Origin of the sequence: Alloalcanivorax profundimaris (assembly GCF_015265435.1) — a bacterium.
Taxonomy (GTDB): domain Bacteria; phylum Pseudomonadota; class Gammaproteobacteria; order Pseudomonadales; family Alcanivoracaceae; genus Alloalcanivorax; species Alloalcanivorax profundimaris.
This window is the reverse complement of the sequence record NZ_JABJWH010000009.1, coordinates 156323-169824: the sequence shown is the minus strand read 5'-3', so window position 1 is coordinate 169824 and position 13502 is coordinate 156323. Positions and strand designations below refer to the sequence as shown.

At 67.4% G+C, this 13502-nt stretch carries 11 protein-coding genes and 2 tRNA genes; 12 read left to right on the top strand and 1 reads right to left on the bottom strand.

Going from position 1 to position 13502, the window contains the following annotated elements:
• The first annotated feature begins 58 nt into the window (after positions 1-58).
• Genes HMJ39_RS06055 through HMJ39_RS06045 form a run of 3 tightly spaced genes read left to right on the top strand, consistent with a single transcriptional unit; the run spans position 59 to position 3344 of the window.
• On the top strand, positions 59-1564 hold the full coding sequence (locus HMJ39_RS06055) for a RimK family protein (protein ID WP_194296643.1): 1506 nt from the start codon (positions 59-61) through the stop codon (positions 1562-1564).
• A 32-nt stretch (positions 1565-1596) separates the two neighbouring features.
• Positions 1597-2823, top strand: a complete 1227-nt coding sequence (locus tag HMJ39_RS06050) for a DUF2157 domain-containing protein (RefSeq protein WP_194296642.1) — start codon at positions 1597-1599, stop codon at positions 2821-2823.
• Positions 2820-3344, top strand: a complete 525-nt coding sequence (locus HMJ39_RS06045; protein WP_194296641.1) for a GDYXXLXY domain-containing protein — start codon at positions 2820-2822, stop codon at positions 3342-3344. Before HMJ39_RS06050 ends, HMJ39_RS06045 begins: the two co-directional genes overlap by 4 nt.
• Before the next feature lie 2 nt (positions 3345-3346).
• Here the strand turns inward: HMJ39_RS06045 and HMJ39_RS06040 are convergent, their stop codons facing one another.
• Positions 3347-4000, bottom strand: a complete 654-nt coding sequence (locus tag HMJ39_RS06040; RefSeq protein WP_161383195.1) for a glutathione S-transferase family protein — start codon at positions 3998-4000, stop codon at positions 3347-3349.
• 217 nt (positions 4001-4217) lie between these two features.
• Between HMJ39_RS06040 and HMJ39_RS06035 the strand changes: the two genes are divergently transcribed.
• The 9 genes from HMJ39_RS06035 to HMJ39_RS05995 all read left to right on the top strand — a co-directional run bounded on the left by HMJ39_RS06035 (position 4218) and on the right by HMJ39_RS05995 (position 13433).
• Positions 4218-4293, top strand: a tRNA-Glu gene (locus HMJ39_RS06035).
• A 207-nt stretch (positions 4294-4500) separates the two neighbouring features.
• Positions 4501-4576, top strand: a tRNA-Gly gene (locus tag HMJ39_RS06030).
• Positions 4577-4979: 403 nt separating this feature from the next.
• Positions 4980-5501: a TRAP transporter small permease subunit gene (locus HMJ39_RS06025; RefSeq protein ID WP_161383194.1), complete on the top strand. Its 522-nt coding sequence runs from the start codon at positions 4980-4982 to the stop codon at positions 5499-5501.
• A complete protein-coding gene (locus tag HMJ39_RS06020; RefSeq protein ID WP_203384910.1) occupies positions 5494-6867 on the top strand; it encodes a TRAP transporter large permease in 1374 nt (457 codons plus the stop codon). The genes HMJ39_RS06025 and HMJ39_RS06020 overlap by 8 nt, the downstream gene beginning before the upstream one ends.
• 81 nt (positions 6868-6948) lie before the next feature.
• A complete protein-coding gene (locus HMJ39_RS06015; RefSeq protein ID WP_194296640.1) occupies positions 6949-8031 on the top strand; it encodes a TRAP transporter substrate-binding protein in 1083 nt (360 codons plus the stop codon).
• Positions 8032-8119: 88 nt separating this feature from the next.
• Positions 8120-10468 carry a xanthine dehydrogenase family protein molybdopterin-binding subunit gene (locus HMJ39_RS06010; RefSeq protein ID WP_194296639.1) on the top strand — a complete coding sequence of 783 codons (2349 nt, stop codon included), beginning with the start codon at positions 8120-8122 and terminating at the stop codon, positions 10466-10468.
• On the top strand, positions 10465-11295 hold the full coding sequence (locus HMJ39_RS06005; RefSeq protein WP_194296638.1) for an FAD binding domain-containing protein: 831 nt from the start codon (positions 10465-10467) through the stop codon (positions 11293-11295). The genes HMJ39_RS06010 and HMJ39_RS06005 overlap by 4 nt, the downstream gene beginning before the upstream one ends.
• Positions 11292-12461: a xanthine dehydrogenase family Fe-S subunit gene (locus HMJ39_RS06000; RefSeq protein WP_194296637.1), complete on the top strand. Its 1170-nt coding sequence runs from the start codon at positions 11292-11294 to the stop codon at positions 12459-12461. The genes HMJ39_RS06005 and HMJ39_RS06000 overlap by 4 nt, the downstream gene beginning before the upstream one ends.
• Entirely contained in the window at positions 12462-13433 is a 972-nt protein-coding gene (locus HMJ39_RS05995) for an XdhC family protein (protein ID WP_194296636.1), read from the top strand. It begins immediately after the preceding gene.
• The last annotated feature ends 69 nt before the right edge of the window (positions 13434-13502 follow it).

The window sequence follows — 13502 nt, the reverse complement described above, 5'->3', positions numbered from 1 at the left end:
CCGCCGGGCCTGGCATACAGTGCGCCGGACTACCTTTTACGCGAGGCCATCCGGGCACATGAGTCAGGTCATCATCCTGGTCGACGATCCCGCCGACTGGGCCGCCTATTACCCCACCCGCCACCTGCTGTCCGCCCGCGATTACCTGCAGGCGGCCACGCCGGTGTGCACCGACAAGAAAGTGCAGGTGATCAACCTGTGCCGGGGCTATAAATACCTGTCGCCCGGTTACTACTGCTCGCTGCTGGCGGAGGCGCGCGGCCAGCGGGTCATGCCCTCGGTGCGCACGGTCAACGACCTCAGCCGCAAGGCGCTGTACGGCCTGCATTTCGGCCACTTCGAAAGCGCCCTGGACCGGGTGATCAAGAAGCGCGCCCCGGGCAAGCACGGCGAGGCCGCCGAGCGGCTCACCCTGACCCTGTACTTCGGCCACACCGAACAGCAGGACCTGGCGGAGCTGGGCCGGCAGATTTTCGATCAGTTGCCGTGCCCGATTCTGCGCGTGGCGTTCCGGCGCCGCGACGACCAGTGGACCCTGGAATCGATCCGCACCGCCAGCCTCAAGCAGCTCAAGGGCGACGAGGAAGACGCTTTCGCCCGCGCCCTGGAGCGTTTCGACGCCCGCGTCTGGCGCAACCCGCGCCGGCGTCGCGGCGACCGCTATGAACTGGCCATGCTGGTGGACGAGCACGAAGCCCTGCCGCCCAGTAACAAAACCGCTTTGAAGCGGTTCATCAAGGCCGGCCGCGAGCTGGGCATCAAGGTGGAGCCGGTGGGCCGCGACGACTACGCCCGCCTGGGCGAGTACGACGGCCTGTTCATCCGCGAGACCACCGGCATCGACCACCACACCTATCAGTTCGCCCGCAAGGCGGAGCAGGAAGGCATGGTGGTGATCGACGACCCGGGCTCGATCCTGCGCTGCACCAACAAGATCTACCTGGCGGAGCTGATGCAGGCCAACAAGGTGCCGGTGCCGCCCACCGCCTTCGTGTTCGACGATTCCGATGCCCAGGTGGATCGCCTGATCGGCGAGCTGGGGCTGCCCATGGTGCTCAAGATCCCGGACGGCAGTTTCTCCCGGGGCATCAGCAAGGTGGCCGACCGCGACGGCCTGCGCGACGCCCTGCGCCAGTACCTCAAGCAGTCCGCGGTGGTGCTGGCCCAGGCCTTCATGTACACCGACTACGACTGGCGCATCGGCGTGCTCAACAACCGGCCGCTGTTCGCCTGCCAGTACTTCATGAGCAAGGGCCACTGGCAGATCTACCACCACAAGGACGGCGGCAGGACCAGCTCCGGCGGCTTCCGCGGCCTGGCGGTGCGCGACGTGCCGCCCAGGGTGCTGCGCACCGCGCTCAAGGCGGCGCGCCTGATGGGCAACGGCCTGTATGGCGTGGACCTGAAGCAGTCCGGCGACGAGGTGGTAGTGATCGAGGTCAACGACAACCCCAACGTGGACGCCGGCGTGGAAGACCTGTGGCTGGGCGAGGACCTGTACCGGCAGATCATGCTGGAATTCCTGCGCCGGCTGGAGGCCAAGCGTCTGGGCCTGCCGCTGTAGCGGCCGCGCCCTCAGGGAACGAGAGAGCGAGCATGCGACGATATCTGATCCGCCGGGCGATCCGGAGCTGGTACGCCGACGGCGACATCGACGAGGCCACCGCCCGGCGTCTGCTGGGCCGCTACGGCGCCGGCCTGGATGATCCGGAGCCCTCCGCCGCCGGGCCGATTCTGGCGGTGGCCGGCTTGTTCCTGGGGCTGGCCCTGCTGCTGGTGGTGTCCGCCAACTGGGAGCAGCTGCCCCGGGCCCTGCGTCTGGCCGGCCTGATGTTGCTCACCGCGGTGCTCAACGGCGTCGGCGTGGCGCGCTACCTGCGCCGCAGCGCCGGCGCCTTCTGGCTGCTGCTGGGCGGCTTCGCCTACGGCGCCTCGGTGATGCTGATCGGCCAGATGTATCACCTCGGCGAGCATTTCCCCAACGGCCTGCTGCTGTGGGCCCTGGGCGTGCTGCCCCTGGCCGCGCTCACCCGGGGCCGGCTGCTGGCCTTGCTGACCCTGGCGGTGGCGAGCGCCTGGATGGTGCTGGAAAACCGCTACGCCATGCCCTGGGCCATGCCGCTGTTCCTGGCCGTCGCCGCCGGGGTGGCCCGCTATCGGGACAGCGCCGTGCTGACCCTGGCGACCCTGGCGGCCACCGCCGGCTGGCTCAACCTGATGCTCACCTGGGCCTACGCCACCGACTTCGGACCGGACGCCCCGGAGGGCATGATCAGCTTCAACCTGGCGCTGCTGGTGCTGGCGGCGGCCCTGTCCCGGCGCCCGCGCTGGTTCGGCGCCGCCGGCCCGGCCCTGGTGGTGGGCGTACCGCGCCTGATCCTGCTGGCGCTGCTGCCGTTCACCTTCGTGGACATCTGGCGGGACTATCTGGCGCTGGCCTGGACCTGGCTGGACCCGGGCCTGTGGGCGGCCCTGGCGGTGCTGGTGGTGGCGGCCCTGGCCGGCCAGCCGCTGCTGGCCACGGTAACCGCCGGCCTGCTGGCCCTGGTGCACACCGGTGGCCTGCCGGACCAGGCCCTGGTCTGGGCGGTGGCCGGCAACCTGCTGGTGCTGGGCCTGGCCCTGCGCTGGCTGCACCGGGGGCTCACCGAAGGCCGGGCGGGGCTGTTCTTCACCGGCCTGGTGGCCATGCTGATCCTGGCCCTGCTGCGCTATCTGGATCTGATCGGCGGCTACCTGGGCGGCGCCGGCCTGTTCGCCGGCATGGCGGTGGTGCTGTTGCTGGCGGCCTTCTACTGGCGCCGCCGGGAGGTCCGGCCATGACCCGCCCCCTGAACCGAACCCTGATGAAAGCCGGGCTGGTCACGGCGGTGCTGGTGCAACTGCTGGTGCTGGGCGGCCTGGCCGGCTACAGCCAGTACCCGCTGTGGGTGGGCGAGGAAGTGCGGGTGGCGACGCTGCCGGTGGACCCCCGGGACTGGTTCCGGGGCCAGTACGTGCGTCTCGATTATCCGTTCAGCCGCCTGCCGATTCCGGATATGGAGCTGCCCCGGGGCGGCGACCCGGTGTTCGTGCCGCTGCACCGGGAAGACGGCCTGTGGCGTCCCGGCCGGGCCCGCCTGCGCGAGCCGGACGACGGGCCCTATCTGCGTGGCCGGATCACCGCCGTGCGCGGCGGGCGCATGCACGTGCGCTACGGCATTGAAGCCTGGTTCGCGCCGCCGGAGGAGGCGCGCCGGCTGGAAGCGGAGCTGCGCGACGGCGGCGTGGCCCGGCTGCGGGTGGCGCCCGGCGGCCGCGCCGCGCTGGAGGCGGTGGAGCGGGGCGCCGATCCGGCGCCCTGAGTTCAGCCCAGCACTTTTTTCAGGAAGCCGCTTTCCTTGGCGATGGTCTCCGCGAACGGCGCCAGTTCGTGGATGCGCCGGGTATGGGCGGCCAGGTTGGGGTGGCGGCCGTCGTCCGGGCGCTCGCCGCCATGGGCGAAGTTGACCATCTGGCTGGCCACGGCGATGTCGGCCACGGTGAGCCGGTCGCCGACCAGATACTCCTTGCCCTCCAGCTCTTGCTCCAGGTAATCCAGCAGCGGCGGAATGCGCTGGGTGAGCGCTTCCCGGGCCTGCTCCTCGTTGCACTCCTGGCCGATCAGCCGTTTCACCACCCGGTTGCGGAACACCATGAAGGTGCACTGCGGCGCCAGCTCGTAATCCGCGTACTTCTCGAACCACAGGGTGCGGGCGTACTCATAGGGATCGGCGGGGTAGAGCGCCGGTTCCGGCTGGATACGCTCCAGATAGGCGCAGATCACCGCCGAATCCGCCAGGTAGCGGCCGTCCACTTCCAACGCGGGAATGCGGCCCAGCGGGCTGATCGCTTCATAGCCCTCCGGTTTGTTGTTCGGGTCCACCATCACCGACTCGTACTCCAGGCCCTTGAGGGCCAGCACCACGCGGGTCTTGCGGACGAAAGGCGACAGAATGGCGCCGTAGAGTTTCATGGACATGCGTCTCTCCCGGTCGGGGCCCCGGGCGGGCGCGGGGCCGTTTTTTGAAGCCTCAGGGATATAGCAGCGGACCGGGACGGTCAATGACCCTTTATGCCGCCCGCCGCGCCGCCGGGCGGCGGATTGGCGAAAGATTCAGCGGACGCGCGCCAAGGGCGAATTTCCCCTTGACGATAGCGGCGCCGATTTCTATTCTACGCGCCGCTTGAGAGCACGGGTCCCCTTCGTCTAGTGGCCCAGGACACCGCCCTTTCACGGCGGTAACAGGGGTTCGACTCCCCTAGGGGACGCCACTCAATCTGGCCGATCACACAGCAGCTTGCCGTGGCAGGCAGCGGTTGAAGGCCAGAAGTCGAACTGCCTTAATGGGGTTCGACAAGGAGCCGGCATGGCCGGCGACGAAGAATGGCCTCGCGTGCGAGGGCAGCCCCGGAGGGGTGAGGCGCGAAGCGCCGAATACTCCCCTAGGGGACGCCACTCAACCCGTTCACAAGCGCTCAGCGGGAATAGCTCAGTTGGTAGAGCACAACCTTGCCAAGGTTGGGGTCGCGAGTTCGAATCTCGTTTCCCGCTCCAATTCGAAAAGGGAGCCCATCCGGGCTCCCTTTTTTTTGTTCCTGTCTCCCCCTTGTTTCACCCTCTGAACCCCCGCGTGGAAAGCCTGTTGCAAAGCCCCATTGATTCGTTTAGCGTTGATTATAGTCAGTGTACTGATAAATAAATCATGGTACGCGGCTTGGGACAGATAAAAAAACAACAGTAATAACAACAGGTTGATCGATATGACCGAGGATCCAAGGCACCGCCTATCCAAAAAAATAGGTGCTACCCATCCTAATTTGGCGTTCCAGCGCGCCGCTTTCCCCCGCCGCCCACGGCCGCGGGCAACCCAGGGACTTGAACACGATCGTGGAGCCGTCCGGCGATGCCGGTGACATCGGCGCGATCCGGTAAAGGCGATGGGCAGGAGACAAGCGGTATGGAGAGGTTGGCGAATCTCATTGATCGCCTCAACGAGTGCATCGGCGAAGTCCTCAAGTGGGGGATGCCGGTCATCGCGGTGATCTGCGCGGTGGTGGCGGTGCTCCGTTATGGTTTCGAACTCGGGTTTCCCTGGCTGTCGGAAGCCTATATCTGGCTCAACGGCGCCCTGTTCACCCTGGGTTCCGCCTATGTTCTGCGCACCGAAGGTCATGTGCGCGTGGATCTCTTCTACAACCAGCTTTCCGCCCGCGGGCGGGCCTGGATCGATCTGCTCGGCACCCTGGTGTTCCTCTACCCGATGCTCTACTTCATCGCCATCAAGGCGTGGCCGGGCATCCAGCGTTCCTGGGCGCGGCTGGAAACCTCGCCCACCATCGGCGGCCTGCCGTTCATGTATCTGCTCAAGTCCTGCCTGCTCGGCTTCTGCCTGCTGCTCGCTTTGCAGGGGCTGAGCCTGATGCTCCGTTCCATTCTCGTGATTCGCGATCCGTCCGCTGGAGAGAAAGGCCGTGGCTGAGCTGTTCCTTCTGATCCTGCTTGTTGTTCTGATCCTCGCGCTGCTCAGTGGTTTTCCGGTGGCGTTCGCCATTGGTGGGGCTTCCATCCTGGTGGCGTCGGTGGCTGCCTGTTTCGGCGCTTTCGATATGCTGATGCTGGGGGCGTTGCCGGGGCGCATCTTCTCCATCATGGCCAATGAAACCCTGCTGGCGGTGCCGTTGTTCGTGTTCATGGGGGCGATCCTGGAACGCTCGCGCATCGCCGAGAACCTGCTCACCACCATGGGCCAGCTGTTCGGCCGGGTGCCCGGCGGGCTGGGCGTGGCGGTGATCATCGTTGGCGCGCTGCTGGCCGCGTCCACCGGCGTGGTGGGCGCCACCGTGGTGGCGATGGGGCTGATCAGTCTGCCCGCCATGCGCCGCGCCGGCTATGACGAGCCCCTGGCCAGCGGCCTGATCTGCGCCGCCGGCTCCACCGCGCAGATCATTCCTCCGTCCACGGTGCTGATTCTGCTGGGCATCATGCTGCAGGACGCCAATACCCAGGCGATGCTCAGCCAGGGCGGTTTCAACAGTACCCAGATCGGTGTCACCGACCTGTTCACCGCGGCCCTGGTGCCGGGGTTGTTGCTGGTGTTCTTCTATCTGGTGGTGATGGGACTGCGCGCCGTGTTCGACAGTGACGCCTGCCCGCCGCTGACCATGAGCGACGAAGAGCGCCGCACCCTGCCCAAACGGGTGCTGTGCACCATGCTGCCGCCGTTGGCGCTGATCGTGCTGGTGCTGGGGTCGATTCTGTCCGGTATCGCCACCGCCACGGAATCCGCCGCGCTGGGCGGGATGGGCGCCTGCATCCTGGCGGTCCTGGGCCGGCAGTTCTCGCTCCGGGTGCTCAAGGACGCCAGCCGCTCGGCGCTCTCCATGAGCCTGATGATCTACGCCATTCTGATCGGCGCCACCATTCTGTCCTTGGTGTTCCGGGCCCTGGGCGGCGAGGACGTGATCGCCGAATTGCTGGCCTCGGTGCCCGGCGGCGTCACCGGCGCCATTTTGTTCGTGTTGCTGGTGATGTTCGTGCTCGGCTTCATCCTCGACACCTTCGAGATCATCTTCATCGTGGTGCCGATCTTCGCGCCGCCGTTGATCATGATGGGCGCCGACCCGCTGTGGCTGGGCGTGGCGTCCGCCATCGTTCTGCAGACCAGCTATCTCACCCCGCCGTTCGGCTACGCCATCTTTTTCCTGAAAGGGGCGGTGACCGATCTCAAGCTGACCACCGTGTACCGGGGCGTGATCCCCTTCGTGATCCTGCAATTGCTGGCCGTGGTGGCGATCTGGGTCTGGCCGGATCTGGTGCTGTGGTTGCCGGGGCTGTTGGCCAACTGATTACCGTCACTCCGCCGGCGGTGACCGCGTCGCCGGTGGAGGTTTTGCGCATTTCATCGCGGAGATTGAGGAGCAAGACTCATGAAGAGACGTGATTTTCTGTTCAAGGCCGGCGTCGCCGGCACGGTCGGCGCCGCCGCCGCCGGTGTGGGCTTCCCGGCCATCGCCAAGGGCGCCGTGGAATGGCGCATGCAAAGCACCTGGCGCCGTAACTCACCACTGCTGTCCACCGGCCCGGATCTGGTGGCGGACTATGTGAACAAGGCCTCCGGCGGCCGCATGAAGCTCAAGGTCTACACCGCCGGTGAAGTGGTCGGCCCGCTGGAAGTGTTCGACGCGGTGGCCGACGGCACCCTGCACATGGGCCACGGTTACCCGGCGTTCTGGTCCGGCAAGCACCCCGGCTTTCAGTTCCTGGCGCCGCTGCCTTACGGCATGACCTCCCAGGAACAGAATGCCTGGTTCGCCTACGGCGGCGGGCAGGCACTGATCGATCAGTTGTATGGCGAGTTCGGTCTCAAGTTCTTCCCCAGCGGCAACACCTCGGTGCAGGGCATCTGGCTGAACAAGGACATTAATGCCGCCGCCGACTTCAAGGGCATGAAAATCCGCACCGGCGCCCTGGCCGGCAGCGTGCTTCAGGCGTTCGGCGCGGTGCCGGTGCAACTGCCCCTGGGGGAAGTCACCCAGGCGCTGCAGAACGGCACCATCGACGGCGCCGACTACGTGGGCCCGTTCAACGACATGGCGTTCGGTCTGCCGCAGGTGGCGCGCAACTATTACTGGCCCGGCTGGATGGAACCCAACGGCGTGCTCGACTGCTTCGTCAATCAATCCGCCTGGGACAAGCTCGACAGCGACCTGAAGGAAGTGCTGGTGGGTGCCAACGCCTTCGCCAACCAGATGGTGCTCAGCGAATTCGTGGCCAAGAACGCCAAGGCGCTGCAACAAATCAAGCAGGACTATCCCAAGGTTAACGTCACCACCTTCAACGCGGACACCCTCAAGTCGCTCAAGGAAGTGTCGCGGAAAGTGGTCGCCAACGTGGCCAAGGAAGACGCCCTGGCTGGCAAGATTCACCGGTCCATGACCGATTTCATGGAGGTGGTGCGGCCGTACTCCGAAATCACCGAAATGGAATACATGACCGCGCGGGCGAACTGATCCAGCGCGCGGGCGGAGGCGGGAGTCCCGGTGGGGCTCCCGCCTCCGCCGTTCGTTCTTTGAAGATTGAAAGGGTGCGAGGTAAAGGATGAATCAGACCGGTATTGGTGCCCGTGTACGTCGGTTGGAAGACGACCGTCTTGTTCATGGCCGAAGCCGTTACGTGGGCGACATCAAGATGCCTGGCATGTGCGACGTGGCGTTCTTGCGCAGCCCGCTGGCCCATGCCCGGATCAAGGCGGTCAACAAACCGGAGGGTCTGGAGAGTCGGATTCTGTGCGCCGCCGACCTGGACGGCGTGCGGCCCATCGTCGCCGAGTCCACCCTGCCCAGCTATCGCAACTCCGAGCACTGGCCGCTGGCCCGCGACAAGGTGCGTTTCGTCGGTGAACCGGTGGCCATGGCCATCGGCCGCAACCGCGCCGAAGCCGAGGATCTGCTGGAGGAGATCGACCTGCGACTGGAGGCGCTGCCGCCGGTGATCAACGGCGCGGCGTCGATGGCCGGCGACGCGCCCCGCCTGCACGAGGAATGGGATGACAACATGTTCCTCAAGCTGGCGGTGGGCCAGGACCCGGCGAATGCCCGGGAGAAGGCGGATGTGGTGGTCACCCGCCAGTTTCGTACCGCCCGCCAGGTGATGAACCCCATGGAGGGCAAGGGCGTGGTGGCCTGGTGGGATTACCGCGATGGCCAACTGGTGGTGACCACCTCTACCCAGGTGCCCCATGTGATCCGTAACGGCCTGTCCCGTTGCCTGGGCATCGACGAATCGCTGATCCGCGTGATCGCCCCGGAAGTGGGCGGCGGCTTCGGCTACAAGTGCATTCTGCAGCCCGAGGAGATCGCCGTGGCCTGGCTGGCCTGGACCCGGCGCAAACCGTTCCGCTGGCTGGAGGATCGCCGCGAACATCTGACCGCGGGCGCCAACACCCGCGAGCACAACTATTCGGTCACCGCCTATGCCGACCAGCGCGGCCGGCTGCTGGGCATGGACGCGGAAGTCACCGTGGACGTGGGCGCCTACTCGGTGTGGCCGTTCACCGCCGGGCTGGAAGCGGCCCAGGCCGGTGGCAACCTGCCCGGCCCCTACGATTTCCGCGAGTACCGCTGCCAGGTCAACGCGCCGGCCACCAACAAGCCGCCGTTCACCCCTTACCGGGGCGTGGCCCGGCCCGGCGTGTGCTTCGCCATGGAACTGACCATCGACGCCATCGCCCGGGAAGTCGGTCGCGAGCCCTGGGAAGTGCGCGCCGAGAACCTGGTGCCGGCGGACGCCATGCCCTATGTGAACGTGACCAACAAGCATTACGACACCGGCGATTACCCCGGCTCGCTGATGCGCGCCAAGGACGCGATCGGCTTCGACCAGGTACGGGAGCGGCAGAAGACCCCGGAAGCGGACGGCCGGCTGATCGGCGTTGGCTTCGCCACCTACACCGAGCAGTCCGCCCACGGCAGCAAGGTCTTCGCCCAGTGGGGCCTGGCGCTGGTGCCCGGCTACGACGAAGCGCGCATCAAACTGACCCCGGACGGCGGCGTGGAAGTGCGGGTGGGCATCCAGAGCATCGGCCAGGGCCTGCAGACCACCCTGGCCCAGGTGGCCTCCGAGATCCTGTCCATCCCGGCGGACCGCATCCGCGTGCTGATGGGCGACACCGGCACCACGCCGTATTCCTACGGCGCCTTCGCCTCGCGGGGCATCGTCATGGCCGGCGGCGCCGTGTCGCGGGCCGCGGAAGCCCTGGCGGAACGCATCCGCGTGATGGCGGCCCGGGCGCTCGACTGCACACCCGAGCAGGTGCGCCTGGAGGACGATCGGGTGCACGGCCCCAACGGCAGCCTGAGCTTCGCCGAGGTGGGCCACATCTGGTACCTGCGCCCGGACGAACTGCCCGAGGGCGACCGTCACGGCGGCCTGGAAGTCACCGAAGCCTATCGACCGAAAACCGACCACGGCGTGTTTTCCTACGCTTCCCACGCGGTGGTGGTGGCGGTGGACCCGCGGACCGGCAAGGTGGAACTGCTCGATTACGTGATCGTGGAAGACGCCGGCAAGGTGGTGAACCCGATGATCGTGGAAGGCCAGACCATCGGCGGTGCGGTGCAGGGCATCGGCACCGCCCTGTTCGAGGAGGTGACCTACGACGACCAGGGTCAGCCGCTCAGCTCCACCCTGGCGGACTACCACCTGCCCGGCGCGGCGGAAGCGCCGCACATTCGCATCCAGCACACCGAGAGCCCGTCGCCGCACACCGCCCATGGCATCAAGGGCGTGGGCGAGGGCGGCGCCATCGCCCCCGGCGGCGCCATCGTCAACGCCATCAACGATGCGCTGGCCGGCCACGGCGTGGAAATCAACCGGATTCCCGCCACCCCGGAACGCATCCTGGAGGCGTTGCTCGGCGCCGAGGCCGGCAAGGAGAACGCATCATGAAACCCGTTAAGTTTGATTATCTGCCGGCCCGGGACGGCGCCGAGGCGGTACGCCTGCTGACCGAGCACGGCGACGAGGCCAAGTGCATCGCCGGCGGCCAGTCCCTGGGGCCGATGCTCAACCTGCGCCTGGCGCGGCCGGCGGTGCTGGTGGACCTGCACCGCGCCGAGGACCTGGCCGGCGTGGAGGAAAGCCGCGACGCCATCGTCTACGGCGGCGCCGTGCGCCATGCGGATTTCGAGGACGGCCGGGTGCCCGACGCCGCCCGGGGCATGTTGCCGCTGGTGGCCTCGCGCATCGCCTACCGGGCGGTGCGCAACCGGGGCACGTTGGGCGGCAGCCTGTCCCACGCCGACCCCGCCGCAGACTGGGTGTGCGTGATGACCGGTCTGGGCGCCACCTACTTGCTGCGCGGCAAGAAGGGCGTGCGTGAAGTGGCGGCGGAAAACTTTATCCAGGCGGCCTTCATGACCGAACTGGCCCCCAACGAGATTCTGGCCGGCGTACGCGTACCGAAACTCAGCGACAGCGCTCGCTGGGGCTACTACAAGTTCTGCAAGAAAGTGGGCGAATTCTCCCAGGCCACCGGCGTGGTGGTGGTGGACCCGGAACGGGGTTACTGCCGGGTGCTGGTGGGTGCCCTGGACAGCCCGCCGGTGCCGTTGGAACCGGTGGCCGAAGCGCTCGCCGCCGACGGCCCGGACGGCGCCGTGGCGGTGCTGGACGCGGCGGTGGACACCGCCCTGGGCGATTACCCTCGGGTCAACCGTCAGCTGTACAAGGTCGCGGTGCGACGCGCGCTGGCACAGATTGGAGCGACTCAATGACCACCAAACTGTCTCTTTCGGAAGTGACGCTGGACGTGAACGGGGAGACCGTCAGCGGGCACGTGGAAGCGCGCACCAGCCTGGCGGATTTCCTGCGCGACGACCTGGATCTTACCGGCACTCACCTGGGCTGCGAGCACGGCGTGTGCGGCGCCTGCACGGTGGAAATGGACGGCCAGCCGGTGCGTGCCTGCATCACCCTGGCGCGGGCCTGTGAAGGGCGCAGCGTGCGCACCATCGAAGGCGGTGACGATGACCCGCTGATGGCTGCCCTGCAGGACGCCTTCATGGAGTTCCACGGCCTGCAGTGCGGTTTCTGCACGCCCGGCATGCTGGTGGCCTGCCGCGACATCATCCTGCGTCACCGCGCGCTGACCGACGAACAGATCCGCATCGCCCTGGGCGGCAATATCTGCCGCTGCACCGGCTACGTGGGCATCGTCAACGCGGTGCGCTCGGTGTTCGAGCGCCGGCATGAACTGCTGGCCGGCGACCAGACCCTGGTGGCACCGCCGGTGCAGCCGGACTGGGGTGACGCGAAACTGGCCACCTTCAAGCGCACCGCCGGCCAGATGGAGGCGGTGGAAGCGGCGCCCTCGGACGGCGCCGGCGGTGACGACCAGACCCTGCGCGAAGCCATCACCGTGAACAAGCCCGTGGACGAGGTGTGGGCCTTCCTCAGCGACGTGGAACGGGTGGTGCCCTGCGTGCCCGGCGCCCGCCTGCTGTCGGTGAACGGCAACGAGCTGGACGTGGAGATGGAAATTTCCCTGGGCGCGATCCGCGCGCGCTTCCGGGGCACCGGCCGCTATCACTTCGACGACGACACCCGCAAGGGCCGCATGGAAGGCGAAGGCCGCGACGCGCGCAGTGGTTCCAGCGCCGGCGGTGGCCTGGATTTCGCGGTGATCGGCGACGAATCCGGCAAGCGCTGCCGCATTGAGTTCGTGGCGTCCTACAGCGTCACCGGGCCGTTGTCGCAGTTCAGCCGGGGCGGCCTGGTGAAAAGCTTCGTCGGTGCTTTGGCCGGGATGTTCGCCGACAACGTGCAGAGCGTGTTGTCCGGTGGCCAGGTTTCCCGGGGCGGGGGCAGTGGATTGAGTGTGGTACGCCTGACGCTGAATGTGATCAAATCCTGGTTCCAATCCCTGTTCCGGCGAGAATGAATGCAACACCTTGATCTTCAGGTCGTCTCCCAGGCCCGGGCCTGGTTGAGTGAAGGCGAGGCGCTGTGGTTTTGCACGGTCCTTTCCACTTTCGGTTCTTCCCCCCGGGAGCCCGGCTCCCTGTTCGTGGCGCGCGCCGACGGCGCCCATGCCGGCTCCCTGTCCGGCGGCTGCGTGGAGGAGGACTTCCTGGCGCGCATCGGCGCCGGGGAATTCCAGGCGCCGGCCACGGTAGTGCGCTACGGCGGCGACAGCGTGGACGCGCCGGGGGTGACGCTGCCCTGCGGCGGCTCCCTGGACGTGCTGGTGGAACACTGGGTGCCGGAGCCGGCCCGGCGGGCGCATCTGGCCGCGTTGCACGAGGTGATGGCCGGGCGTACCCCGCGCCGCCGCCGGGTGTCGTTGCGCGACGGCGCCGCCTCGCTGGAGGACGCGCCGCCCCAGGGGGCGGCGGTGGAGCGGCGGGATGAGGAGGCGCTGATCCGCGTGGGCCCCACCCGGCGTTTGATCATCGCCGGCATTTCGCCGGTGTCCCGTTTCTGCGCGGAGTTCGCCACCGCCATGGGGTTCGAGGTGATCGTGTGCGATCCGGACCCGGATGCCTGCGCGGACTTCGCGGTGGCCGGGGTGACGGTGCGCGAGGTGTTGCCGTCGCTGTTCATCGAGGCGGAGGGCTGCCACGCGGCCACCGCGGTGGTGGCCTTGACCCATGATCCGCGCATCGACGATCTGGCGATGATGGAGGCGGTGCGCACGCCGGCCTTCTACATCGGCGTGATGGGGTCCCGGGCCACGTCGGCGAAGCGGGCGGAGCGGTTGCGCCGTTCCGGCCATTTGAGCGAGTCGGAGATCGAGCGGTTGCACATGCCGATCGGGTTGGCGCTGGGCAGCAAGACGCCGGCGGAGATCGCCTTGGCGGTGATGGCGGATATTTTGCGGGTCTACCGGGGTAAGGAGCGTTCTTCGCTCTAGCTCCAGCGGGGGGCGGGTCCGTAGCGGAGGCGGGTTCTCCAGCCGGGCCGCGTCCGGGCCGGGAGTGCG

Coding starts and splice junctions, on each gene's coding strand:
- HMJ39_RS06055 (WP_194296643.1), top strand. CDS start 59: ATGAGTCAGGTCATCATCCTGGTCGACGATCCCGCCGACTGGGCCGCC.
- HMJ39_RS06050 (WP_194296642.1), top strand. CDS start 1,597: ATGCGACGATATCTGATCCGCCGGGCGATCCGGAGCTGGTACGCCGAC.
- HMJ39_RS06045 (WP_194296641.1), top strand. CDS start 2,820: ATGACCCGCCCCCTGAACCGAACCCTGATGAAAGCCGGGCTGGTCACG.
- HMJ39_RS06040 (WP_161383195.1), bottom strand. CDS start 4,000: ATGTCCATGAAACTCTACGGCGCCATTCTGTCGCCTTTCGTCCGCAAG.
- HMJ39_RS06025 (WP_161383194.1), top strand. CDS start 4,980: ATGGAGAGGTTGGCGAATCTCATTGATCGCCTCAACGAGTGCATCGGC.
- HMJ39_RS06015 (WP_194296640.1), top strand. CDS start 6,949: ATGAAGAGACGTGATTTTCTGTTCAAGGCCGGCGTCGCCGGCACGGTC.
- HMJ39_RS06010 (WP_194296639.1), top strand. CDS start 8,120: ATGAATCAGACCGGTATTGGTGCCCGTGTACGTCGGTTGGAAGACGAC.
- HMJ39_RS06005 (WP_194296638.1), top strand. CDS start 10,465: ATGAAACCCGTTAAGTTTGATTATCTGCCGGCCCGGGACGGCGCCGAG.
- HMJ39_RS06000 (WP_194296637.1), top strand. CDS start 11,292: ATGACCACCAAACTGTCTCTTTCGGAAGTGACGCTGGACGTGAACGGG.
- HMJ39_RS05995 (WP_194296636.1), top strand. CDS start 12,462: ATGCAACACCTTGATCTTCAGGTCGTCTCCCAGGCCCGGGCCTGGTTG.